The sequence below is a fragment of the Acidovorax sp. SUPP1855 genome (genome assembly GCF_030158955.1).
GTDB lineage: Bacteria > Pseudomonadota > Gammaproteobacteria > Burkholderiales > Burkholderiaceae_C > Paracidovorax.
In genome coordinates, this window is the sequence record NZ_BQXI01000045.1 from 1 (window position 1) to 22,445 (window position 22,445).

The 22,445-nt window shown below is 66.7% G+C and carries 22 protein-coding genes; all 22 read right to left on the reverse strand.

The window, feature by feature from the left end:
• Positions 1 to 799: 799 nt before the first annotated feature.
• The 22 genes from AVMA1855_RS24265 to pilL2 all read right to left on the reverse strand — a co-directional run bounded on the left by AVMA1855_RS24265 (position 800) and on the right by pilL2 (position 21,757).
• Complete coding sequence (locus AVMA1855_RS24265; RefSeq protein WP_284427645.1) at positions 800 to 2,431, reverse strand: conjugal transfer protein TraG N-terminal domain-containing protein; 1,632 nt, start codon at positions 2,429 to 2,431, stop codon at positions 800 to 802.
• A gap of 25 nt (positions 2,432 to 2,456) precedes the next feature.
• Positions 2,457 to 2,597, reverse strand: coding sequence for a hypothetical protein (locus tag AVMA1855_RS24270; protein WP_284427646.1), 141 nt, complete (start codon positions 2,595 to 2,597; stop codon positions 2,457 to 2,459).
• Between the two features lie 137 nt (positions 2,598 to 2,734).
• On the reverse strand, positions 2,735 to 3,175 hold the full coding sequence (locus AVMA1855_RS24275) for a hypothetical protein (RefSeq protein ID WP_284427647.1): 441 nt from the start codon (positions 3,173 to 3,175) through the stop codon (positions 2,735 to 2,737).
• Positions 3,172 to 4,491 carry an integrating conjugative element protein gene (locus tag AVMA1855_RS24280; RefSeq protein WP_284427648.1) on the reverse strand — a complete coding sequence of 440 codons (1,320 nt, stop codon included), beginning with the start codon at positions 4,489 to 4,491 and terminating at the stop codon, positions 3,172 to 3,174. Before AVMA1855_RS24280 ends, AVMA1855_RS24275 begins: the two co-directional genes overlap by 4 nt.
• A gap of 113 nt (positions 4,492 to 4,604) precedes the next feature.
• The gene (locus AVMA1855_RS24285) at positions 4,605 to 5,861 is read right to left on the reverse strand and encodes a TraU family protein (protein WP_284427649.1); all 1,257 of its coding nucleotides are present in this window, start codon (positions 5,859 to 5,861) and stop codon (positions 4,605 to 4,607) included.
• Between the two features lie 152 nt (positions 5,862 to 6,013).
• Positions 6,014 to 6,529 carry a TIGR03757 family integrating conjugative element protein gene (locus tag AVMA1855_RS24290; RefSeq protein WP_284427670.1) on the reverse strand — a complete coding sequence of 172 codons (516 nt, stop codon included), beginning with the start codon at positions 6,527 to 6,529 and terminating at the stop codon, positions 6,014 to 6,016.
• Positions 6,530 to 6,534: 5 nt separating this feature from the next.
• Positions 6,535 to 9,471, reverse strand: a complete 2,937-nt coding sequence (locus tag AVMA1855_RS24295; RefSeq protein WP_284427650.1) for a conjugative transfer ATPase — start codon at positions 9,469 to 9,471, stop codon at positions 6,535 to 6,537.
• Positions 9,472 to 9,520: 49 nt separating this feature from the next.
• Entirely contained in the window at positions 9,521 to 10,057 is a 537-nt protein-coding gene (locus tag AVMA1855_RS24300; RefSeq protein ID WP_284427651.1) for a TIGR03751 family conjugal transfer lipoprotein, read from the reverse strand.
• Positions 10,044 to 11,630 (reverse strand): TIGR03752 family integrating conjugative element protein, encoded by a 1,587-nt coding sequence (locus tag AVMA1855_RS24305; RefSeq protein WP_284427652.1) that lies wholly within the window; start codon positions 11,628 to 11,630, stop codon positions 10,044 to 10,046. Before AVMA1855_RS24305 ends, AVMA1855_RS24300 begins: the two co-directional genes overlap by 14 nt.
• 15 nt (positions 11,631 to 11,645) lie before the next feature.
• Positions 11,646 to 12,740 (reverse strand): TIGR03749 family integrating conjugative element protein, encoded by a 1,095-nt coding sequence (locus AVMA1855_RS24310; RefSeq protein ID WP_284427653.1) that lies wholly within the window; start codon positions 12,738 to 12,740, stop codon positions 11,646 to 11,648.
• Between the two features lie 14 nt (positions 12,741 to 12,754).
• Positions 12,755 to 13,603: a PFL_4703 family integrating conjugative element protein gene (locus AVMA1855_RS24315; RefSeq protein ID WP_284427654.1), complete on the reverse strand. Its 849-nt coding sequence runs from the start codon at positions 13,601 to 13,603 to the stop codon at positions 12,755 to 12,757.
• 16 nt (positions 13,604 to 13,619) lie between these two features.
• On the reverse strand, positions 13,620 to 14,117 hold the full coding sequence (locus AVMA1855_RS24320) for a TIGR03750 family conjugal transfer protein (protein ID WP_284427655.1): 498 nt from the start codon (positions 14,115 to 14,117) through the stop codon (positions 13,620 to 13,622).
• A 21-nt stretch (positions 14,118 to 14,138) separates the two neighbouring features.
• A complete protein-coding gene (locus AVMA1855_RS24325; protein ID WP_284427656.1) occupies positions 14,139 to 14,555 on the reverse strand; it encodes a TIGR03745 family integrating conjugative element membrane protein in 417 nt (138 codons plus the stop codon).
• Between the two features lie 76 nt (positions 14,556 to 14,631).
• A complete protein-coding gene (locus tag AVMA1855_RS24330) occupies positions 14,632 to 14,862 on the reverse strand; it encodes a DUF3262 family protein (protein WP_284427657.1) in 231 nt (76 codons plus the stop codon).
• Positions 14,863 to 14,875: 13 nt separating this feature from the next.
• Positions 14,876 to 15,214, reverse strand: a complete 339-nt coding sequence (locus AVMA1855_RS24335) for an integrative conjugative element protein, RAQPRD family (protein ID WP_284427658.1) — start codon at positions 15,212 to 15,214, stop codon at positions 14,876 to 14,878.
• A gap of 19 nt (positions 15,215 to 15,233) precedes the next feature.
• Complete coding sequence (locus AVMA1855_RS24340) at positions 15,234 to 16,010, reverse strand: TIGR03747 family integrating conjugative element membrane protein (protein ID WP_284427659.1); 777 nt, start codon at positions 16,008 to 16,010, stop codon at positions 15,234 to 15,236.
• A gap of 10 nt (positions 16,011 to 16,020) precedes the next feature.
• Positions 16,021 to 18,312: a type IV conjugative transfer system coupling protein TraD gene (gene traD / locus AVMA1855_RS24345; RefSeq protein WP_284427660.1), complete on the reverse strand. Its 2,292-nt coding sequence runs from the start codon at positions 18,310 to 18,312 to the stop codon at positions 16,021 to 16,023.
• On the reverse strand, positions 18,309 to 18,842 hold the full coding sequence (locus tag AVMA1855_RS24350) for a PFL_4695 family integrating conjugative element protein (RefSeq protein ID WP_284427661.1): 534 nt from the start codon (positions 18,840 to 18,842) through the stop codon (positions 18,309 to 18,311). Before AVMA1855_RS24350 ends, traD begins: the two co-directional genes overlap by 4 nt.
• Before the next feature lie 10 nt (positions 18,843 to 18,852).
• Positions 18,853 to 19,650 carry a transglycosylase SLT domain-containing protein gene (locus AVMA1855_RS24355; RefSeq protein WP_284427662.1) on the reverse strand — a complete coding sequence of 266 codons (798 nt, stop codon included), beginning with the start codon at positions 19,648 to 19,650 and terminating at the stop codon, positions 18,853 to 18,855.
• Positions 19,650 to 20,216: a hypothetical protein gene (locus tag AVMA1855_RS24360; RefSeq protein ID WP_284427663.1), complete on the reverse strand. Its 567-nt coding sequence runs from the start codon at positions 20,214 to 20,216 to the stop codon at positions 19,650 to 19,652. The genes AVMA1855_RS24355 and AVMA1855_RS24360 overlap by 1 nt, the downstream gene beginning before the upstream one ends.
• Position 20,217: 1 nt before the next feature.
• On the reverse strand, positions 20,218 to 21,219 hold the full coding sequence (locus AVMA1855_RS24365; RefSeq protein ID WP_284427664.1) for a hypothetical protein: 1,002 nt from the start codon (positions 21,217 to 21,219) through the stop codon (positions 20,218 to 20,220).
• Positions 21,206 to 21,757, reverse strand: coding sequence for a PFGI-1 class ICE element type IV pilus protein PilL2 (gene pilL2 / locus AVMA1855_RS24370; protein ID WP_284427665.1), 552 nt, complete (start codon positions 21,755 to 21,757; stop codon positions 21,206 to 21,208). Before pilL2 ends, AVMA1855_RS24365 begins: the two co-directional genes overlap by 14 nt.
• Between the last annotated feature and the right edge of the window lie 688 nt (positions 21,758 to 22,445).

Genomic DNA, 22,445 nt, shown 5'->3' on the forward strand with positions numbered 1-22,445 from the left:
TTGTGTTGGCGCGAGGCCTCAGCGAACAGGTCGAACTTCAGGGCGCTACGGGGAGTGATCATGGCAAAGGATGGAGCACGCGTTCTCGATCAACAAGGGACCGGATGGGTTTTGAGAGGTTCCCGAAGAGCTTGAATCGTGTCGAAGTATCCTGAAAAAACGAAGGCATCGGATAGCTGTTCGAGACCATCGTCAGCGCCATCTACCGACAAACCCGGGCAGGGCAATCACCGCCTGTCCGGTTGGTCCTGAATCCGGTGCAGATGCGGCATTTGCTGGCCAAGCATGCCGCCGGTTGCAGGGAACTGGGCATGCCGAGCGGCCGGTCGACGGGATTCTGGGAGTGGCAATTACCGTCGATGCGACAGCGAGCGAATTCCTGGTGACTGCCTCCGGCATCGACGTGCGGCTGATCGCCCATTAGCCGAGACCAGCACGGATGTGGCTTTCAGCAGAAAGTTACAAGCCGTGCGCGCGCAAAGCATTGACACACAAACAGCGCCTGTCGATGATCGCGGGCACCAATAACAAGGGAGCCTTCAGGCCATGCGAACGAACCACTATTTCTGGCAACTGCTTTTTCATGGCGGCAAATTCCTGCTGCGCGTTTTTATGATTTTGGTCCCTGTTGTGGCTTACTCTTTAGTCCAGGCGCTACGTAAAGCGCCTCAGAGGATGTCGTCGGGAGAACCTCATGTAAAAAGCACCGAATATGGTGTTTACTCCTGTGGTGCGCCGTTGGATTCCAACGTGACGCATCAAGAGTGGCAGTCTTATTATGGAAGTAGTAAGTAATTATTCATTTGAGGCCAGCCACTTTTCCAGTCTTTCCGGCTGCTGCTGATGCGTTGTCTGCAGGGGTTTTCATCAGGCTCTCAATTTGAGCGCCAATACGTAATCCCACCCATCCCATCATCGCTGTCCATACCAACGGCAATCCAATAAAGAGCGCCATTAGCAGAATGTTCAAAATCATGCGCTTGTATCCTGCAGGCACTGAGCCGCTTGCGATCTGGGTAATTTCCTGAGTAATGACCCAACCCTGTCCTCCAGGGTACATGGCATTGATGATCCTCGCATCGATCCACTGCGCGATGAACCACATTGCACCCCAGAGCTTCACGGTGAAGATCGCCACGCCACCGTAAAAAAGCACGCGCAGGTCGTAGCCACTCAGGAATGTGATCAGCGGCAGGAACATGTAGATCGCCATCAGCACCAGCGCCTGGATCATCGGTAGACCCGTCATCAAAGGCAGCATCGACATGCTCGCCAATCCCGCCTCCCAGCCCACACCCAATGTGCTGGCAGCGCCTGTCAATGACCGTCCCACGGTCGTCATCACGTCATAGTCGCTCCCCATGATGCGATCCGAATCCACGAAGTGCGGATTGGCCTTCGTCTGAGCAAGCTTTGCAAAGGCATCCCTGGCTTGATCCGGGCTGCTCCAGTTCATCGCGCTGGTGGCCACCTCCACCAGTTTGCCGAAGCTGCCGGCGTGGCCCACCATCTGCTCGCGCACACCTTGCGCGCTGTCTTCCCACCACTGCTTACACGTAGGCCGGCCCCAATCGGGATTCACCACACCAGAGTGAGGCGGGGCGATGCCGCTGGCGGGGTTGTAGTAGTCGATGTCGCGGGAGAAATCCACCTGGAATCCCGGCACCGGGTTGTAGGAGCGCATGTCGGCGTAGTAGCCCGGCTCCGTGCGAAACAGCTGGCTCCCGATCCAGTCCACGTCGGTAGGCCCGTATTCCCTGTTGCTCAATGCGATCAGCGACTGACCATTTGCCGTCAGAGTTGCGCGGTTGGAGGCCAGGTATTTGCTGCGAGCGGGTACGAAGCACTCGGAATAAAAACGCTGGACGGCGTTGAGGACATGCGGGTCCTGGATGGTGGCGGTACGTGCCATGTCCTCGACCATGCGGATCTGCGAGTCCCCGCTGCGGATGCCGGCGCGCACGGCGCTGTTAATACCGGATGAGATGGCCATGGTGGAGAACCACCAGGCCGGCACCTGGGAGAGGTTGCCTGCCGTGCTCATGGTGCCGTCCGACGCATCCTTCATCGCCGCGTCGTAGCCCGAGCCCGTGCCGCCGTTGCGCGAGACCATGGTGGGGTTGGGCTCCTGGGGAGTCGCGCTCGGCATGTAGCTCAGGTTGACGGAGCTGAGCGAGGTGATGGGTGTCGTCGCGAAGCACAGCGACATCACGAACAGGGCGACGATGATCTGCGTGCCCACGCTCTCCAGCAGCGGCAACACGCCGGCGCTCTCTAGGCCCTGCTCCTTGGCCTCGCGCCAGGCGTTGAAGAGGATGACCGCGAAGGGCACGATAATCAGGCCGGTGCCGGTGATCACCTCGCCGATGATGTTGCCGAAGGCCCACCCGTACATGGTGGTGAAGATTTCGAGGTAGCTGTCGAGCTGCATGGTGGTGGCGAAAGGTGAGTTCGGATCAGTGCAATCTGCGGGGCGTGCCGGGCAGCTGGCCGGGGTCGGCGAGCGAGTCTTCAAGCGTCGGCTCCTGCAGCGTGGCCAGGAGGGCTGCGGGCAGGGCCGGGCGACCCGGCTCCTGCAGGGCATTCACGAGTTGCACGAGCAGGCGGTGGACATGGCGCAGCCTCGCCGCACAAGGGCAAGCACAGGGCAAGGGCGTAGACTCGCTCAATGAGATCAAGGCCGGTTTGAAGTGGGTTTTGGACATCGGTTCTTCTGCTTCTAGATCGTCGAATCTCACGCCCGCAGCCAACGCAGCAACGCGGCCGGCCCGACCGGGATGAGCAGCAGGTAGGCGATCAAGGAAGCCATCACCTTCGGCCGCAGGGCAATGACCTGTGCATGCTCCTGCGGCCGCACGATGCCGCAGCGCGCACCCCAGGCCACGATGGCCTGCCACCAGATCCCGATGCCGGCAACGACCATGCACTGCACCAGCGCACCGTAGTGCCGAATCTGGGTCGCCCAGACCTGGAGCGTGGCCAGGGTCTCGGGCTGCACCTGCAGGTGCGACAGCAGCGCGACCAGGACGAACCCCATGGCGCTGGCGCCGGCCAACCAGGTCAGGCCGATGAACGCCAGGCGCAGCAGCCGCCGGCGCCGGGATGACCCCGGACGCTCAATCTCTGCTCCACCCACTGGCTCTCCCGTTTCGGTTTCACGAGGCTGCGTGCTCATGGCGTCACCTTCACGCGACCGTTTTCCATCGGCTGGGGATCGGCTGCCCGCCCATCGGGCACGCGCATCGAGCGCGAGTCGGCCTGGAACTGGCTGCCCATGATGGCCAAGGCCGTGTCGGAGGTCAGTTCCTTGCGAATCCTGGCCTCGAACATCAGGTCGTTGATGAATTGCGTCAGGCGGTCGATCTGCGACTGCGTGTCCCGCATCGCGTCGCCCGCAGCCGTCACCTCGGGCAGGCTCAGGCCCGTGAGCAGCACGGCGCGCGCCACCAGCGCCTTGTCGATGACCCGGTGCATCGCCAGCTCCTGCCCAAGCCGGGTCACAGCAATGCCGCGCGTGTCGGGCGGCAGCTTGCGCAGCGCGTCCAGCAGCTGCGGGCTGATGGCCATGCCGGGCGCGGCGATCGTGTTCAGATCGGCGTAGGGACTGCCCGAGGGGGCGCCCGCCATGGCCTGCAGCTTCGGCAGCACCTGGTCCACCTCCGCTTCGTACTTCGGGCCCAGGCCCGACGCCGTGGTCACCGCCGTCGCGACGGGACAGTCCGCGCTTTGCGAACAGGTATAGACGCGCTTGTCGCCCAGCACCTCGGTGGTGAACCGGGCCAGGTCGTCCGGCGAGGCGAAGGCCTGCACCAGTCGCGTGGACTTGTCGGTCGAGCCGGTATAGCTGGTGCTGGAGGAGGCGGTGACAGACTTGTTCAGCGTCGCGTTGTAGCCCGCCACCGAGAGATCCCGGATGGGACGAAGGGGGAGCGAGTTGATGCCGCCAGCCTTCTGGCCGAACACCCAGTTGACGCCCGTGCGCTGCGCTTCCTCGTTCTTGTTGATGTCGATCTTGGCCTGCACGATGTCGCCGGACGTATTGGCCTTGACCTTCCAGGCATCGCCCTTGGCCATCTTGATCCAGTCCTCGTAGGGATTCTGGCCGGCCCGGATCATGGCCTCGGTTTCCTCACAGGTCTTGAGCGAGGAGGCGACCAGCAGATCCGCCTTCTGGCTGTAGTTCTGAAAGAGCTGGTACAGGCCCGGCTGGGCACGCTGCAGGACGTACAGCGGCAGCGAGGCGATCCCCGCCTGCACGGCATTGGTCACCTGCTGACCCAGCCGCGAGATGTTGTTCATGATGTTGCCCCAGGACATGCCCACATCGAACTTGCCGCAGGAGTAATTGAGGCGCAGGTTAGCCTGCAGGCCCAGGGCCTGGGAGGTCTGCCCGCGGTTGTTGGCCGCGCCGCCCGGCGTGCCGCCGCCCATGCGGTAGTACAGGGTGGAGTTAGAAACCGGCTGTGCATGCAAGTCCGATGTGGTGCCCATGCTGGCCAGGGCAAGCGCAACGGCCAGCGCGTGTGGGCGCAATGGAAATTTCGAGATCGAGATGAATCGCATGAGAGTGCTGAAAAATGTGCGGAGGGCGTTCTAGCGATGGATCAGGGAACCGAGAACAGGTAGATGCCGCGGCGCTGGCAGCAGTCGTACTTGTTCCAGAGGTTCCAGACGTAGCCATTGACGGCGCTGGTGCGGCCATCGCCGAAGGACAGCAGCGACAGGGAGTCGTTCTCGCCGAACCGCACGCAGCTCGTGGTGGTGCGGGGATAGACCATGGACCAGCGGGTGTCGGAGTCCTCGATGGAGGAGAAATACTTGAAGTTGCCGCTGGTTTCCAGGCGCTTGTAGATGTGCGGTTGGGCGCGCTTCTTGATGATGCTGGCCACGCGCTCGGCCAGCACGGCCGAGGCCTTGACCGGGTGCTGCTGGACCACCTCGCCCGTGCGCGGGTAGATGCTGCCCCAGGTGCTGGCTATTGCCGAGTGGCTCACCTCATTGCGGGTGGGCACCCAGGAGGATGCGTACAGCATCTCCACCGGCAGGATGCCGCGCCAGAACAGCGCATCAAGTTCCGACTGGTAGTGCAGTCCGAACGCGGAGGCGCCGCCCGGGCAAAAAAGACCGCCCGGCCCCAGGTCCATGCTGCCGCCGGCAAGCGATGCGATCGACACGACCTGCTGCAAGGGCCCCAGGTCGATGCCCGCAAGCGCGGCCGCATCCATGCCCAGGGTAGCCAGACCGCTGCTGGAGCCCAGGAAGCTGCCGACGTTGCCGGCCGCGGACTGCAGTTGCGACAGGCGCCCGGGCAGGCTCGTGATATTGCCGATGATGTCCATGGGGGCCTTGGAAAGATTCGCCGCACCCTGCAGGACCGAATTGGCCGCATCCATGGGCACGGACATCCATTCGCGCTGGATATTGGGCAGTTCTTCGGTGGGGAACTCCATTAGTTCCGAGATGCCTGGGATGCCGAACACGGATGGCACGTTCGGCAGCGTCCCGGTGGAGAGCGCGCTCGCCACCATGCCCACGGGGTTGCCGATGGCGTCCGCCCCCTTGAAGGTGGTGATCTCGGTGTCGTCGCGGGCGGTATCGGCCGCGGAATCCAGCGGCATGCCGGCCATCGCCGAGCCGAGGCCGGCCATGGTGGCGGCGATCGGCTTTCCCACCTCCAGCCAGGGATGCATCAGCGGATCGTTGTAGGTACTCACGATCGCATCGGGCAGGTAGTGGCTCATGCGGATCGAGTAGAGGACCGTACAGCCCTTGATGTTGCAGCGCAGGAAGAAGCACATCCCCTTGACCTGGTAGGACAGGCAGCTGGGGAACGATTGCAAGGTGGCGGTCAGGATCGCCACGGTGTTGGTGGTCTGCGCGAGAGCCGCGGGGGGCGCCAGAGCGAATGCGCTACATAGGGCGGCTCCAAGGGTGGCGGATCGCACAGCGGCCAGGATGCGTGGCGCGCGGCACCAGGACGCGGGTGAGCGCTTGCATGGCCTCGAGAGCTTCGTCATTGCGCGCCCCTCGAACCAGCGGCCGACCCAGAGGATGCCCGAGCACGCTGGAACGCGGCTAGCGCGGCATTCACGTCCGTCATCCCGAACACCACGGTCTTGCGGTTCACGACGATGGCCGGGAGCCGGTCGATGCGGTAGTGCATGGCCAGGGTGATGCCATTGGCCGCGTTGGCGACCACGGGCTGCACCTGCCTGCGGATGCGCGCTTCGTTCGCAGCGAGCCACGCGCGGGCATCGGCCTCGTTCTGAGGCAATCCCTGGTTGATGGACTGCTGCACGCGCGCCATGGCGTCCAGGCGGTAGATGTCGAGCTTGAATCGGTCCGAGCGCTGCGGGGTCACCAGCATGGCCGAGTTGGCGAAGACCTCCACCTGGATGACGCCGCGGTACAGGGCATCGCCCAGGAGGACCTGGTTCTCATGGATGGTTTGTGCTGGGGACAGGGTGGCCCCCATGAGCAGCGGAAAGGCCAGCGCGCAGGAACATGCTTTGGAGCGGATCGCTTGCATGGCGCTCACCCGCGTGCCTTCACGAGTTCCTCGGCCACAAGCATGGCCGCCTCCAGTTCGGTGCACCCGTGCTGGTCCATGAGACGGCGCCGGTGCGCCTTCTCATGGCCTTCGGTCATGGCGAGGGCGATCGGCAGCGCAGGCGGCACGTTGCGAAACAGCATCTGGCCGAGCGCCGAGATGATCACGCCCTCGGTGTACTTGGGCGGCTCCTTGCGGGCGGATTCCATCAGATGGCGTTGCTCGGGCGTGAGGCTGCGAAACCGTGCGACCTCGGCGATCTCCGAGCGATCCATGGTGAGCAGCATCCAGTACTCGCACATGGAGAGCACCCGCTCCATGGAGTCCGGGAAATCCTGTAAATTCTGCGTGGCCAGCCAGAACCAGATGTTCAGCTTTCGCCACATCTTGGTGCCTTTGGCGATCTTCGGGCCCAGCAGCTCGTTGGTGGTGATCAAGTGGCCCTCGTCAGTCAGAAAGACGATGGGGCGCCCCTCGGCCTGCGTGCGCTCGCCGCGCGACTGCACCGAGTCGATGAGGCTGGTGTAGGCGACCGCCAGGGCGTCGCCATAGCCGTCCTGCGTCAGCGTTCCCATCTCGATGAGGGTCACGTCCGCGTCCGGCCAGTCCTGGCCCTCGCGATTGAAGAGCTTGCCGCGCAGCGCCTGCGTGAAGGTCATCATGGACTGGCCCATTTCTTCCGCGCGCATCTGGCGAGGACCGGAGAGGGTCTCGTCGCGGTGCATGCCCATGAGTTCGATGGCCACGTCCTGGGTCAGCGGGTGGGTGCGGCCTTCCCTTTTGCAGCGCACGGACGCGCGGATGATCGCCCGCGAGACGAGGTAGCGGTCGGCGCGGCCCATGCGGGCGACCTCCTGCTCCTCGCCGCCGGTGATCATCATGATGGCGGCGATCAGCATCTCCCCCAGCAGATCGCGGCGCTCCGTCCCGTCGTCATCCTGGTCGTCGTCGGGCGAGGCCTCGGCCTGCTTGCCCGCCTGCGCGCCGACCGGACTCTCGTGCGCTTCACCGATCAGGATGTCGATGCCTTCGTCGTCCGGCACGCCGGCGTTGACCCGGGCCTGCTGCTCGGCGGCGTTGTAGGAGGACATGACATCGGGATCGTCCAGCAGCCGAAGGGCATGCACGAAGGGCGGCAGCGACACGTCCGCTTCGCTCGTGAGCGTGACATGGTGGGTGGACAGGCCCATGCCCTTGAAATACGCGAGCAGCAGCTCAAAGGACCGGCCCGCGTCCACGATCACCAGGCGCGGCTTGTGGATGGCCATGGTCATCATGGCCAGGTAGTTCAACGTGGCGGACTTGCCGGCGCCCGTGGGACCCAGCACGAGCATGTGCGCGTTCTTCTTGCGGTCCCGCCGGTTCAGCGGATCGACCCAGAGCGGTTCGCCGCCGCGGTTCCAGAACCACATTCCGGGGTGGGGCGTCCCGCGGGCGCGCCCATACACGGGCAGCAGCGCGGCGGCGTGGGAGGCGAAGGTCAGGCGTGAGCGGCGCAACGCCCGGTTGTCGAAGGCCGGATCGAAGTTGAAGGGCAGCCCACGCATGAAGGTGTCCAGGGGCACCAGGTCGTGCCTGGAATCGATGAACCGCAGGCCCGAGGGCACGAGCAGCGCATTGACCTGGGAGATCTGCTGCTCCAGGTCAGCGGTGTCATGTCCGCTCACGTAGAGCGTCATCATCATCGGGTAGAGCTTGTCCCCTTGCACCATCCGGGCGAGGACCTGCTCGCACTCGCGGTGCGTTTCCATGGCCGCGGCGGACTTGGCGCGGGAGGCGTCCCGGATGCGCTCGATGTGGCGTTCCAGCTGGTGCTGCGGCTGCACGGTGAGGGAGATGGAGAGCATGGCGCCGGCGGGCAGACGATCCAGGCGTGCGAAGCTCTCGTTGCCGCTTTGCAACTCGGCCGAGAAGTGGCCGGTCTGCGGCTGGCTGCGCATGCTCTGCAGGGCCAGGGCCTTCACGGGCACGCCGTCGAACTCGAAAGTGCCAGCGGCGAGGTCGGATCTAGGGGGCGAGAGATTGAGCAGGTCCGACAGGTCGCAGCCGAACAGGGGCGCCTGCCCCGGCACCAGGCCGGCATGGGCACCTGCGTTGCCGGTGCCATCGCTGGCGGGGTAGGGCGCCTGGCGCAGCAGGTCGGTGGGCGTGCTGGCCCAGGGCACGGCCCGGTTGAAGAATGGCAGCAACCACTCGTAAAGGTCGCGGCCGGTGCACCGGCGCGCGGCCACGCCGGCCTCCCCGAACGTGGACATGAGGGTGATGGCCACCGACTCGATCTGAGCGGTGGGCGGTGCCGGGTCGTCGGCCAGCCCGGCGAAGCGCTTGTAGATGCAGCAGCGCACGCGCCGCATCTGGCCGCGCCAGACCTGGCCCGTCACCAGGGTGTCGGTGAACAGGCCTTGCGGGCGGGATACCAGATCCAGGTGCCGGGACATCTCCGACAGTACCGACTGGGTGAAGCGCGAATCCAGGATGGCGCGGCAGCGCTCGGGGTAGTCCTTGTGCTGCTCGGCGATGTAGTCACGCAGCACCCCCGCCAAAGGGCCGAGATTGCGGTCGTCGCTGGCGAAGAACTGGACGATCCAGGGGGAGGCGTCCGACTCGGGGAGCGCCTGCAGGGCTTCCTGCACCTTGAGAGCATGTTCTGCGAGCACGTGCGCGGCCTGCGCCTCGGTGGGAATGGCGGACAGCTCGAACATCGCGCCGAGTGTGGCGCCGTCCTTGAGCACGAACACCTTGTCCTCGCTCTCGTAGGCGACATAGGGCAGCATGTCGGTGAAGGAGGGCGGGCGCAGGGCCATGCGCCCGCGCTGCGCCACAGTCTGGCCATTGGAGGAGGATGAGGCGGTGGTGGTCGCGGCTGCGCCCTCGGCAGGGGAGCCGGGCGCGCGCTTGGGTCGGATCAGATCGAGGAGCATGGATCGGAGGTTCTTCGTGGTGGGCTCGCTGAAAACGGCCTTTATGCAATCAGCGAGTGCTCTTGGCTGTAGTCGCGCCCGCGTCCGGACGCAGGGCACGACCCACCTGCAGGTCCTGCTCGACCTCTCCCGGCAGCGCGTAGAACGTCTGCTCATACATCGGGAACGTGGTCACATAACCCGGCACCGGGTAGGTGCCGCGCGCCAGATGCGGATAGACCACCATGACGAGATCGGGATTGGGCACGCGGACGAAGCGCTGGCGCATGGGCTCCAGGGCGGACCAGTAGCGCTGGGTGTCGGCATCGCCCGCAGCGATGGGCCGCGCGGTCGATGCCCCGCGCAGGCGGTCCTGCGCGGTCTGCGTGCGGGCGGTGAGTGTGCGGGCGGTTTGGGCGCCCTCGTCATCCTTGGGTGAGGCCTTGCCGCGGTAGAGGTCCAGCACAGTCGGACTGCCGCGCGTGACCTCGTTGATGGGCGACTCGCGGCTTCCGGTGACAGAACAGCCGGAGCCCAGCAGGGCCAGGGACAGTAAGGCTGCAGGGATCAGACGTGATGTCATCGGGATGGGGTCATTCGAGACCATGGCGTTCTCCTCGTGCGATTTGGGTGCCGCCCTGCTGGCGATGCACCAGGCGGCGGGCGTTGACGGCTTTGTCCAGGCGGATCTCCTGGTCCAGGTGGATGACGAGCTGCGCACCCGAGGGCACGATCACCGCGTCGAAGCTGTTGCGAAGGCGCTGGAGCATCCACTGGGTCACTTCGTCGGTGGCGCCGCTCACGGCCTGGCCCATGGCGAAGCGCCCTCGGTCGCCCGTGATCGAGGAGGACGTCGATCCGTCGTTGTTGTTGCGCTGCGTGCGCTGCGCATCAGCGAAGGCCTGGCCGGCCACACCGAGGCCGCGCAGCATGCTGATGTCGGTGAGGTAGCTCACCGCGTTGGTCACGAACTTGCCCGGGATGCACGGGTTGCCGTGCAGGTCAGAGATGAAGCCGATGTCGCCACCCGATGAACCGCCCGATCCACTACCCGTGGAAATCCCGCCGCCCCGGTTGCGCGAAGACACGGTGCGCACGGTGCCGTCGTTGAAGACGAAGGTGATCGAGCGCACTTTGCCTTCGGAGCAAGACAGCGCCATGTCCCCGATGGCAACGCCCGTCACGATCATGCCGGCGATGTCGGGCGGCAGCTCCCAGCCGCTGGCGGCGAGGTTGTCGCGCCCGACCATGGCCTTGAACTGCATGGGGTCCGTCACCCGGCCATCGATGGGCACCCGGCCGATGAGGCTGGTCATGGCGGTGACGCCTGCCAGCGTGGAGTTCTCGGGGAGCGTGAAGAAGGGGATGTCCTCGGCCTTCTGCGCAGCCGCTCTCGCGGCCTGCGTGGCAGGCCCCGCAGTGCCTGCGGCGCCGGCGTCGCCGCTCGGTTGCGTGGTCCGCACGAACCGCGTCGTGGCCACGGCGCCCGATCCCCGCGCCGGGTCCACGTGCGCGACGTAGCCCATGGGGGTCATGAGCTTGTACTGGACCACACCGGCGGCCGAATCAGCCTGCGCGGCGGCACCGGCATCCGACCAGCCCGCGGCGCCGGCACGCGAGCCTGGCACGGCCTGCGATCCCGTGGACGGGCCGCGCGTGGTCGACGAACCGGACGAACTTGGCGCACCAGGCAGGCCCTTCATGAGCGTGTCCGCGGCCTCGGCGGCGGTGTCGATCGCGTTGCCCAGGGCGGACTTGTCGGCGGCGGGGGGATCGATGGCGGTGGCGGACGTGCTGGAATTGCCCGTGGCTTGTGGTGCCGGCACGGACGCGGCACTCGGGTTGTTGGACGATCCCTGGGTGCCCGCGCCCCCGGTACCGCCCAGGCGCCGGTTCTCCTCGGTCAGTCGGTTGTTCGTCTCGATGATCTTGGCCACGTCCTGGCGCAGCTGCGTGTTGCTGGCCACCACGGTGGCGAGCGTCTCGGCCGGCGTGTCGTTGTCGGCGCCGGCCGCCTTGGGCAGGCCGGCCTTGGCCTTGGCGGGATCGGGCACGGACTTCATCGGCGCGTCGGCTTTGGGCTGGGACGGACCGGAGAACTGCTGATACAGCACGCCGACGATCACGACGGCACCGAAGGTGCCCAGGAGGGGGATGAGTTTGTTGCTGGTGGTGGCCATGGGCTCGCTCTCCTGTTACAGGCAGGCCTCGAAGGCGCGCTCGCACACCAGGTACAGGGCGGTGGTGTCCCAGTCGCTGCCGGCCGGGCCGATGCGCCCGTGCTGCGCGGTCGCTGAGATCCAGCGCCCCCGGATGTCCTCCAGCGGCAGTTCCAGCGGAGTCCTGGCGCGGTTGGTCACGCGCACGGCCGTCACGTACAGATTGCCCGAGCGCCATTGGCCCAGGGGCGCGGCCTCCACCTGGGCGCCACGCAGCAGGCCGGTGACGGGCTGCGTGCCCACCTCCACCTGGCGCACGCCGGGCAGGTCGTAGGCCAGGCGGCGTGGGGCATAGAGCATCCGGGCTGCGTAGCGGGTGAGCTGCACCATGTCGGCCGCGGGCTGCTCCGGCTCGGCCTCCTTGGCGACGGCTGCGCCCCCTGCCGCGGCACCGGTGGCGGTTGCCGCAGGGCCGGAAGCCTTGCCCGCTTCGACCACGAACACCTCCAGCTCGGACGTGGCCGAGGCGGTACTCTCGCCCGCAACCAGATCCATCGGAATCTGCTGCCCGCTGTCCACCAGTTCCGCGACGATGCGCAAGGTGGTGAAGGGGACCAGGGCGGTCGCATACAGCGTGCGGTCGATCACCTCCAGGCGGGCCACCGACTCCATGTCGCGCGGGACATGCAGGGCAGCGGGCGCCGGCAGCGTGATGAGCCGCTCACGGCCCACGGGCAGGGGCACGGCGATGGGCGCGCGCTCGAAGACGGCGCGCTCCACGCCGGCGCGGGCGGCAGCGCCCGTGGCGGGTGGGCGGCGCGTGCGGGACGCGGACGACGATGTGCGCGCGGCCTGGGCGGCTGCCCGTGCGGGCGAACCCGCTGCGGTTCCGAATGAGCCGGACTGCGCGCCGGCAGCCTCGGGAGACAGATCCTGACCCAGATCGACGTCGTTCCTGCCAGCTGGCTTGCCGCCCCCTTGCGCACTGCCTTGCGGACTGGCGTCGATCATGTCTGGCGGGACGTTGGCCAGGGAGAGTTGTCTGACCTCCTGCGCATGCGACAGGGAGGGCAACATCGAACCCGCCAGAACCGCGGCCAGCGCAGTGAGTCGGTAAGTGAATCGGTGCATGGTGCGTTGAAACTTCATTGGGAAGCGGAGGAGGAGGAGGAGGAGGAGTTGCTGGGCGCGCTGGACGAGGTGCTGGCAGGCGCAGACCCGACAGCGCCCTGGGCCTGCAGGGGAGTGGCTTGGGGACTGTTGGGGTCCACGCGCTGGTCGGCCGTGCGCGGCAGGGCCGCGGGGGTGAGGGTGGTGGGCAGCCGGGGCGCGGCCTGGCCGCTGCGCACCGCCTGCACCTCGCTCATCTCCAGGCGCGCCGGGCGGTTCGCGCCATAGCAGTCGATGGCCATGCGCCAGGGATTCTTCTCGCGGTCCACGTCGTAGCGGACGATGCGCAGCGGGTAGCGGATGAACGCATCCTTGACGGGCTGGCCCCGGAAGCTCTCCATGAGCTGCATGTCCAGCAGCACGGTCCAGGCGTCGGGTCCGTCCGCGACCACGCGGGCGCTGGAGTAGCCGAAGCCTGGGATCTCCGTCATCTGCCGCGTGCGCGAACGCAACTCGCCGCTGTTGTAGCGCGACTGCATGTCCGCTTCGAGCTGGGCCCGGCAGGCCGGCGTCACGAAGGCCTGCAGGGCGAAGATCTGCGAGCCATAGTCCTTGGCACCATCGGCCTGCCAGCGGTTGACCTGCTGCCAGATGTAGTAGGCGAAGCCATAGACGTTGGTATCGGGCACGGGCGCGTTGCCGCTCTCCACGTGCACGCTGTCGCCGGCCTTGACGTTGGGCGCCAGGTGCAGATCCAGGTTCTTGGGCATGGAGTGGGCGTAGTACATGCCCAGGGCGCCCATGGCGGCCACGATGAGGATCGCGTGGCGCAGCGTGGCGTTCTGTGCCCGGGCCGAAGCCAGGGCGTCGAGGTAGGGATTCATGGGAATGGGGGTGGGCTCAGTCAGGTCTGTCGGATGAGGATCGGCTGCGCGCGGCGGGAGTCGCTTCCCTGCGCAGCTGCAGGGGCGAAGCCAGCGAGCCCTCGAAGGACCGGCCCAGGTCCCACCAGCCCTCGTGTTCGATGAAGCGGCACCTCACGAACCCCCTGCGGGCGGCCCACAAGTGCAGGTACTGGGTGTAATAGCCATCGGGCCGGCCGCGCTTGATGCGCGCCAGCCAGGTCGAGGAGAACCACAGCACCGCCAGCGGCCCGAAGAGCGCGAGCATGCCCAGAACCTGCCACAGGCCCGTGAACGCGGCGACGATGGAGCCCAGGAGCAGGAAGACGGCGAGCGCCAGCAGGCCGATGACCTTGGCCTCGGTCACGGTGATGCCGTTCAGGATGGCCGGTTCCACGTTCACACGGTCCGTGACCGGGGCACCGCGCGCTGGCGACGGCAAGGTGTGTGGCGTGGCTGACGGAGCGTCCGCGGTGCCGATGGATCTGCGTGGCATGGTGTCGTGGTCCCGGCCCGATCACTTCAGCACTTCCAGCGCCTGGGTCACCAGCATGACCAGCATGACCGCGAAGATCGCGCCCATGATGAAGTATTCCTTCAGGTCGGATATGTCGGCCTTGCCAGCGGAATAAGCACGCCATTTGGCAAGTGCACCGGCCACCACGTAGACCAGCCCGACGGCCGCAAGCACCAGGCCCAAAATGGTCAGCCCGGCCTTGAAATACGCACCGAAGTACCCCAGCCAATCGCCATCGGCGACCGTGCCACCGCCGATCGCCTCTGACGGCTTGTGCACGTTGGGCAAGGCTGCCAGGGCCGGGGTGCATAGGAGAGCGACGGCGGGCGCGAGCAGTGTACGGGCTGCGCGGTCCCGGGCGAGGGAGAGGGTGTTGCGGGCGAGCGCCTGCAGGCGTTGAAGTCGGGACGATGGCATGGGAATGGTTCCTTCTGTGAACGTTTTTGGAGTGATGGGCATGGGCGAAGCAATGTCCGTGAGGCAACGGTCGCGGCTAGACGACGACGTAGAAGACGAGCGAGAGCAGCACCATGGCCTTGACGCCGGCGACGGTGGCCTGCACCGCGGTGATGCGCTCGTGGCGGTAGGCATCCATGAGTTGCATCACGATCCAGGCGAAGAAGGTCAGGACCACGGCGCTCACGATGAGCGTGAGCGTGGTCTTGAAGGCTGCGGGATCGGCGCCCGAGCCGGTGCGAAAGGCCTCGCGCATGGTCTGGTTCATGGTGTTACCTGACTCACTGGCGGTAGTCGCCGCGCAGCGGTGCCACGGGCCGCGGCTGGCGAGGGGTGTCGGTGTGCCGCTCGACGCCCTCGCGCAGCATCTGCAAGTCGCTGGCCAGCCAGTCGTAGCGGAACTTGACGCGCTGGCCGGTGGGCGCATCCTGCGCGGCGGTGGCCACCATGGCCTGCACGCGCTCGATCTCGTGCGCGATGCGCGCCAGGTGCTCGCGCTCGGTGTCCTCGTCACCGGCATGCGCGGGAACGGTTGCGGCCGCGCCCGCCGCCAGCAGCAGGGCGATCAGCCAGGCACTGCGGCAGCGTTGGCCAGTTTCGTGGGAGGGCGGGGATTGCATCATGGTTCTCCTGATGGGTTCAGACATATTTCTTGAAAGCCGCCACGGTGGTCGAGAGGGTGGCGGCGACGAGGACGGTGAAGACGAGGACCATGTAGGCGGGGTTGAAGCCGCCGAAGGGCCAGGTGAGATACAGGCCGAAGCCGCCGGTGAGCGACCAGGCGGTGTAGCGCTTGGCGTGGTGATAGACGAAGGAGCTTTCCCGCCCGCCGCCCCAGCGGCGCAGATCGCGGCGCACCAGGCCATCAACGGCCCCCACCAGGCAGGCGAGGACGAAGGCGGGCAGGGCGAAGAGCGCCACCGACATGCGCAGCAGCACGTCCTGCGCGACGTACATCGAGACCAGCGCCCATTGCGACAGGAGCTTGCCCATGGAGCGGCTGGCCCGCCCCATGCCTTTGGACAACGGATTTCCCCCGGCTGCGTTGGCGCTGGAGGGGTTGGGCTCTGCTGCCGCCTGCGGACCGTTGAAGCGCGCATACCAGCGCAGCACGCCGAGCCGCTCGTAGGGAATCTGCACCCATCGCACGATCTGCCGAGAAAACGCCACCGTGTCGGGCACCAGGAGGCTGCGCGGCGCGGCGGCGATGTACCCCAGGTCCTGCTCCACCAGCGTGCGTGCATGGACCACTCCCTCGTCCTTCCACAGCAGGTACATCCCGCCGATCTCGATGAGGATGCCCACGAACCAGGAGAACAACGCCACGAAGGTCAGGCCGATGCCGATCTCCAGCACGAGTTCGATGGGGCCGCGCGTGCGGGGGCGCACCGGTCCCTTGGGAGGCGCGTCGCTCATGACAGCTCCTTCATGATCCGTGCCTCATGATCTGGCCCAGGGCCGTGCCGGTCATCGCGGCTTCGCTTGCCCCCGTTGCATCCACACCGTCTTCGCCTGCATCCGAGTCCTCGTGCGCCAGGTCGGTGGCGATCAGGTCCGCGGCCGCGGCGCCCAACGGCTGCGCGGCCATCCAGTCGCCCATCCAGTCCGTCTCCTTGGCCCATTGCTCGCTGGTGCGGTAGCGGTTGCGCATGTCGCTGGCCACCTTCTTGAGCGACTCGGGAACGAACGGATCGTTGGTGGAGTCCGCCAGCGGGATGCGAATCTTGAAGCGCCGGTTGCCCTCCAGCAGCGCGAACGCCTGGCCCTGCGGCAAGCTCAGAAGGTCGGCCGCCTCGATCATCGCCACCTTGGTGGTGGTCACGATGTCGTCGTTGCGGGACGTGAAGTCCACGCCCGTGCCCTGCGCCGCCGTGTCGGTGACGCCGGACATGGGCGTGAGGTGCACGACCTCGACCTGCGGCACCTGCTCGGCCAGCAGGTTGGCCGTGGTGACCGAGCGCACCCGCAGCATCACCAGGTGATTGAAGTTGTCCAGGATCTGCCCCGCCTTGGCCTTGTCGCCCACGCGCGCCTCGATGTCAAACATCGACTGCGTGTAGGCCGTGATCCGAAAGCCCGAGCCGCCCAGCTTGTTGACCATGGGCACGAATTCGGGGCCCGCGATCTCATTGACCTCATCGAAGTGGCAACACACGGTGGGCAGTTGCAGCTTGCCCTCCGGGTGGTGCGGATCGAGCCCGGTCTTGTAGAGCTTGCCGCCCACGCTCACGAGGTCGGCGAGCATGGAATTGCCCACGGCCGAGGACACCACCGAGTCGGACAAGGCATCCAGGCCCACATAGACGATGCCGCCCTGGCGCATCACGGTCATCCAGTCGAAGACCGGCCGCTTGTCGCTGGCATCGAAGTAGTCCGGGGAGATCAGCTTGCCCACGGCGCCGGTGGTGAGCTTTTCGAGGAACGGCCCGAGGCTGGCGATGATCTTCTCGTAGAACGATCGCTCGTAGCTGAACGCGGCGGCCAGGCCTCGCAACACCGTGTCCTCGACCTTGGAGTCCCTGATCCAGAGGAACATCGCCACCAAATCGGGCGTGCGGTCGGCCAGGCTGCGCGGCACGGCCGGCCCACCCTTGGTGCCCACGACCGCTTCGAGGGCGGCGACCCGCTTCTCCCAGTCGGTGTGTTGACCTTGTTGTGCCAGGCGCGTGAAGATCATCCGGGCGTAGTCCATGAACAGCCCGTCGATGCCGGTCACGTCTTTGAGCAGCGTCTCGTAGGTCGGCACGCGCCCGAGCGCCACCTGGGCCTGCGCCACGATGTTGGTGAAGCGCCAGGAGAACTCCTTGAACGCTGCCGAGTTGCCAGAGGACGGCAGGGCATTGGTCGCGCGCGTGGCCACCTCGGTGATGCGCGCGAAATTGCCGATGCCGTTGTATCGCGCGGAAATCTCGGGGTAGCCCAGATGGAACAGGTAGAACTGGTCCAGACGGCCTGCGCGGGAGCTTTCCGCATACAGGCGCAGCATCAATTCCGCGTCGCCCTTGGGATCGATCACGATGGTCACGTGGCCGGCGTGGATGTCCTGGGTGGCGAACATCTCCAGCATGCGCGTCTTGCCCACACGCGTGGTGCCCATGACGATCATGTGGCCGGAGCGCGAGGACTGGCGCATCTTGACGGGGCCTTCCTGCAGCGCACCCACGCCGTGCAGGATGGGCGAGCCGCCCAGGTCAGGATAGGAGCGCAGGGGATTGAACCAGGCTTCGCTGGCCAGGGCGCCCGCGAGGGCGCGCACGAGCAAGGTGGGCTCGGAGGGATTCCTGCGCAGCTTCGCCTGCATGTCCTCGTTGAGCTTCGTGCCCCAGCGGCGCATGGCAACCTCTGTTGCGCTGGGCTTCACGAACGGCTCCGCTTCCGTGCGCGTGGCATCCCGCTTGCGCTGGGTGTGCAGTTGCGTCCACTCGAAGCCCTCGCCCAGGTAGTACTCGTCCTTACCCACCGGGATCTTGGAGGGCGAGATGCGCGTGACCTTGTAATACTTCATGTAGTGCTGGTAGCGCAGGATCTGCAGCGCCTGCGCCAAGCGCAGGTAGCCGAACGCGAAGGCGATCACTGCCGCCACCCAGCCCAGCAGGGGCGGCATCATGAGCGCCCACGGCGCGACGACCGCCACCAGTGCCACGCCCCAGGCCATGGCCACGCTCCACAACTCGATGGGAGGGCGCAGCAGCGCCTCCAGGACCGCGTGGTTCTTCATGGCGTGCCTTTCCCGAGATCGTCCTCGGCACCGTCGAAGATGATCTGGCGCGCCCGGCCATCGAGGTCGATGAGGACGGGGTAGATGGCAACGCCAGCTGCACGCATGCGGGACTCCAGCCATGGGCTCTGCGCGGGCGCGACCGGCACGCCGGCTGCGGTGCGCTGCAGCGCCTTGAACTCGTCCTCGCTGCCGGCTGCGACGACCACCACCGAGGCGCCGAGCGCGCGCAGACGGTCCTGGTGCAGATGCAGCCACTGCAGCGATGCCCAGTCGGTGCCCATCACCGCGATGGGTTGGGTCATCCAGCGGGCGTTGAACACGGAGATGCCCTCGGTCGCCAGCACGCCCTGGCGCAGGCTGGTGCGCAGCGGGAACGTCATGCCTTGCATCACGCCTTGCTGGTCCTCGCCGCCCACGAGCGCGGCCAGGTAGGGAGCCACGGGCACGGTGGCATCGCTCCCCCGAAGATGTTCCAGGGGTGGTTGGCCCGCATTGGCTGCGGCAGTCCACAGCAGCGCGGAAACCATAAGGATTGCGTCATGCCTGTGCATGCTTGCCTCCCAAGGCCAGACGCGGAGCGCTCTGCAGCAGCGCAGACACGGGCACGCCCATGCGCCCCAGTCGCTGGAGCACCTGATCGGCATAGCGCGAGCCGCGCGCGAGGGTCTCGCGGGTGTTGTCCGAGCCCGTGTGATAAAGCGCGATGGCGCGACGCCAGTTGCCGCCCGCCTCGAAATGCCCGCGCAGGATCTGCGCTCCCACGGCGAGGTTGGGGTAGGGGTCAAGGGCGCGCTCGGGCTGCTGGAGCTTGTCGCCATGCCAGTGCCAGTTGACCTGCATCGCACCGATGTCGATGTTGGTCACGCGGCGGGCGATGAAGCCCTTGAGTGCGGCCAGCGTCTCAGGGTAGCCGGCGTAGCGCAGTCCCTGTCCACGCACGCATAGCGTCCAGGGGTAGGGCAGGGTGCGCTCGCCGAACTTGAGCTTGGATTCCTGCAGGGCGACGCCGAAGAGCAGCCAGGGCGGCACGCCCATGCGCCCTGCGGTGACCGCGTAGGCCTTCGGTGGAAGGCTCGGCACCATGGATGCTTGGCCCTGTGTGTGCTGCAGTGGTATCTCCGGGCGCATGTCCTGCAGCACGGGATCGATACGGCGCGTCGGCGCAGCCGCAGTGCGGGGAATGTGCGGAAGTGGCGCGCCTGTCGGCTCGATCCGCTTCACATCCTCGGGCCGGTAGGGTAGCCATGGGCCGATGGGCTCTGCGCCCAGCACACAAGCGGGCATGCCGGCCAGCAAGCCCAGCACTATGGGACGGCGTTGCAGCATCGTCTGCATCAGCGGGCCTTCGACGCCTTCGGCGTGCCGGTGCCGGGCAACGTATCGACCACCAGGGAGCGCGGCACGTTGAGCATGTCCGCCGCGCCGATGGGTGCGGCCACCTTGGCCTGACCGCTGAAATCCATGACAGGCTCATTGGGATACATCCGGGCCATGGCCTCCGTGAAGGCGGCATTCCAGGCGAGTGAGCGCTCCACGTCCGCGTGAAAGGTGCGCGCGAACATCTCTGCGTATTTGCGGCGCTCCGCATCGCTGCGGGCATGGATGCCCAATGCCTCGACGGGCGAGAGGTTCTCCACGGAGAACGACTTGCGAGGGCCCTGCAGCAGCACCTTGGCGCGCAGCATCTCCTCGGCTGAGAGGCCCCAGATGGAAGCGATGAGCTGGTCGTTCTCGTCCAGCACCGTGCCCGCACGCTCAGCGCCGCCACGCTGGCTGGTCACCTCCTGCGTGCGCTGCTGCTGGGTCTTTGGCTGTGCGACGGCGGGCGCTGTAGCACCCAGCGTGATCAGGAAGGCGAGGGACCAATGAACGATGGCAGCACGCGAATGGATCACCAGCATGTCACTGACCCTCCACGGACAGCTGGACCAGACGGCCCTGGCCCACGTCGAACGTGGCGCGGCGCGCGGCCAAGTCGATGGATTTGAGGGTGATGCCGTTGTAGGAGTCGCCCTGTTGCAGTACCCGCACGCGCTGGTCGGCGGTCTCTCCGGTGCCCACGACGATGGAAGGACGCCCGTCCCAAATGTCCACCGACAGCAGCTGGCCGGCGAGCTTCGGAGCCTCTGGCGGAGCAGCGGCCGCAGGCTTGGCGGCTGGAGCGCGGGGCCGGACCAGTTGGCGTGTGGCCGCAACGGCGGCAGCGGCGGTAGGCGGTGCCTGGTTCGCAGTGCGCTGCGTCAGCAGCGTTTCGATCCGGGCGAGCTGGGACTCCAGGCGATCCAGGCGCTGGTCCTGGGCGTCGGTGGGTGCCGCCGCGCCGGCTTCAACGGTGCCGGGTCTCGGCATGCTGGCCAAAGTAGGTGCGGCGTCGATCGCGGGCAGTTCCGGATGCGTCGGCTCCGGCAAGGCCTGCGGCGCCACCGCGCTCGCGGCAGCCACGGGGGGCGATGCCTGCTTCGGCGCCGCGGCGAGGCTGGCCGAAGCCGCAGCCGGAACGGCCTGTGCGGCATCGGCGGTGGCCGCAGGTTCGGCCGGCTGGGCCAGTGCGGCCGGTTGGGCCGGTTCGGGCGCCAGCGGGACATCCGAGTGCATCCAGCGGCCGTAAGCCATCCAGGCGATCAGGGTCAGCAGCAGGACCAGGATCCCGGTGGTCGCCTTGCCGAATGGTCGACGCCGGCGAGCATCGGCATCCGCTGGCGCTTGCGGGTCATCTGCCAGCGGCATCGCAGCGGTGTCTGGGTGCCATGCCCTGGCGGCATCCTGGCCATCGATCGGCTGGCCGTCCTGACGATGCACGTCGTCCTGGTGGTCCAGCAGGAGGTCGATCTCGTGATCCTGGTGCACCTGGGTTCCGGGCGCTTGCGCCGTTTCGCGGGCAACGTGCGATTCAACGTGCTGCATCGCGGGCCTCCTTGGCGTGGTTAGCGAAGGCCTCCAGGGGCGCACCCGATGAAGACCGGGCACCCTGGTCCGGCACCGGCTGCGCCGTCGCGCCGGCCGAGGCCTCGGCAGGGCTGGCCTGCGTCAGTTGAGCGAACGCAGGCGTCACGGTGAACCACAGGCGCCGCTGCACTGGATCGTGGTGCCACTGCCAAGTGGTGCCCAAAAGGAGATCCAGGATGTCCTGTACCCGGTACGGACCCAGCACGCGCTGCGACTCGGGCAGCGGCAGCGCCAGGAAGCGCGCCGCCTCGGGCGAGAGCGCGGCGACGTCCACCAGCTGCCAGCCCGTGCGCAGGAGCGTGTGGCGCACGGCGTCCCCCACGGTCCTCACCTGCTGACGCGGGAACGTGATGGTGGCGAACACGGCGAGCGGGTCGCTGGCGCTTGCCACCGGCACCGCCTGCTGCGTGCTGTAGCGGCCGATGCGCACCGATCCATCGCCCACGGCCTGCTGCGCCCATGCCGGCATTGCCAGCCAGCCCGTCAGCACCCCCATCGCCGTGCCAATGACCGCAGCCCGTGCCGCTGCACCTGCCGCCCTTGCGTGCGCCTGCCCCATGAATCCACCACCTGTAGAGAAAACGCCCGCAAGCCGAAGAGACTGCGGGCCAAAGACGTCACCCATCCGGGCAAACGTCGCCAATGGCCGGCAGTGTCTTTTTTGTGGGGAGTGGCCTCAAGCCGAAACCCTCCGCTACGTGGCGGACGGTTTACGCTTGACGGGCGTTCCGCCAGATGGTAGGCAAGAAAAGCTGCGGAATTCCGTGAAATGCCGTGGGTGAAAGGACCCTGGAGAACAAAGGCGTCCCTCGAGGGCGGGGGCCTACGGGCAAAGGGGTTCCTACGGGCGCAAGGGGCCTATCCAAAGGGCGTGCGTCCTCCTCAATCGTCGGACGCACGAAAGGGCCTACGGGGACGGGGGAAAGGGCTTTTACGGGCGAGGAGTCATAGGCCGGCGGCGGGGCGCCGGCCTATGATCCCGAAAGACCCTGAGACAGCCCGGGCAGCAAGGCGGTTACGCAGTTTGTGGGCGGTGAGTGAAAGGGCTTGCGCGGCCTGCCAAGTTGGAGGCTGCCATGTATTATTTGTATGTTGTATAAAAATACAACATACAACATGTGAGAGTTTCAGCCATACGCCGTAGAGGTGGACCAGCCTATCGCCGGCTGATCGGGCCACCGTCG

Coding starts and splice junctions, on each gene's coding strand:
- traD (WP_284427660.1), bottom strand. CDS start 18,312: ATGAAGAACCACGCGGTCCTGGAGGCGCTGCTGCGCCCTCCCATCGAG.
- AVMA1855_RS24305 (WP_284427652.1), bottom strand. CDS start 11,630: ATGGCCACCACCAGCAACAAACTCATCCCCCTCCTGGGCACCTTCGGT.
- AVMA1855_RS24300 (WP_284427651.1), bottom strand. CDS start 10,057: ATGGTCTCGAATGACCCCATCCCGATGACATCACGTCTGATCCCTGCA.
- AVMA1855_RS24330 (WP_284427657.1), bottom strand. CDS start 14,862: ATGAACCAGACCATGCGCGAGGCCTTTCGCACCGGCTCGGGCGCCGAT.
- AVMA1855_RS24265 (WP_284427645.1), bottom strand. CDS start 2,431: ATGCAGCTCGACAGCTACCTCGAAATCTTCACCACCATGTACGGGTGG.
- AVMA1855_RS24295 (WP_284427650.1), bottom strand. CDS start 9,471: ATGCTCCTCGATCTGATCCGACCCAAGCGCGCGCCCGGCTCCCCTGCC.
- AVMA1855_RS24290 (WP_284427670.1), bottom strand. CDS start 6,529: ATGCAAGCGATCCGCTCCAAAGCATGTTCCTGCGCGCTGGCCTTTCCG.
- AVMA1855_RS24365 (WP_284427664.1), bottom strand. CDS start 21,219: ATGCAGCACGTTGAATCGCACGTTGCCCGCGAAACGGCGCAAGCGCCC.
- AVMA1855_RS24310 (WP_284427653.1), bottom strand. CDS start 12,740: ATGCACCGATTCACTTACCGACTCACTGCGCTGGCCGCGGTTCTGGCG.
- AVMA1855_RS24280 (WP_284427648.1), bottom strand. CDS start 4,491: ATGGGCACCACATCGGACTTGCATGCACAGCCGGTTTCTAACTCCACC.
- pilL2 (WP_284427665.1), bottom strand. CDS start 21,757: ATGGGGGTGCTGACGGGCTGGCTGGCAATGCCGGCATGGGCGCAGCAG.
- AVMA1855_RS24325 (WP_284427656.1), bottom strand. CDS start 14,555: ATGCCATCGTCCCGACTTCAACGCCTGCAGGCGCTCGCCCGCAACACC.
- AVMA1855_RS24340 (WP_284427659.1), bottom strand. CDS start 16,010: ATGAGCGACGCGCCTCCCAAGGGACCGGTGCGCCCCCGCACGCGCGGC.
- AVMA1855_RS24275 (WP_284427647.1), bottom strand. CDS start 3,175: ATGAGCACGCAGCCTCGTGAAACCGAAACGGGAGAGCCAGTGGGTGGA.
- AVMA1855_RS24320 (WP_284427655.1), bottom strand. CDS start 14,117: ATGCCACGCAGATCCATCGGCACCGCGGACGCTCCGTCAGCCACGCCA.
- AVMA1855_RS24335 (WP_284427658.1), bottom strand. CDS start 15,214: ATGCAATCCCCGCCCTCCCACGAAACTGGCCAACGCTGCCGCAGTGCC.
- AVMA1855_RS24315 (WP_284427654.1), bottom strand. CDS start 13,603: ATGAATCCCTACCTCGACGCCCTGGCTTCGGCCCGGGCACAGAACGCC.
- AVMA1855_RS24350 (WP_284427661.1), bottom strand. CDS start 18,842: ATGGTTTCCGCGCTGCTGTGGACTGCCGCAGCCAATGCGGGCCAACCA.
- AVMA1855_RS24355 (WP_284427662.1), bottom strand. CDS start 19,650: ATGCAGACGATGCTGCAACGCCGTCCCATAGTGCTGGGCTTGCTGGCC.
- AVMA1855_RS24360 (WP_284427663.1), bottom strand. CDS start 20,216: ATGCTGGTGATCCATTCGCGTGCTGCCATCGTTCATTGGTCCCTCGCC.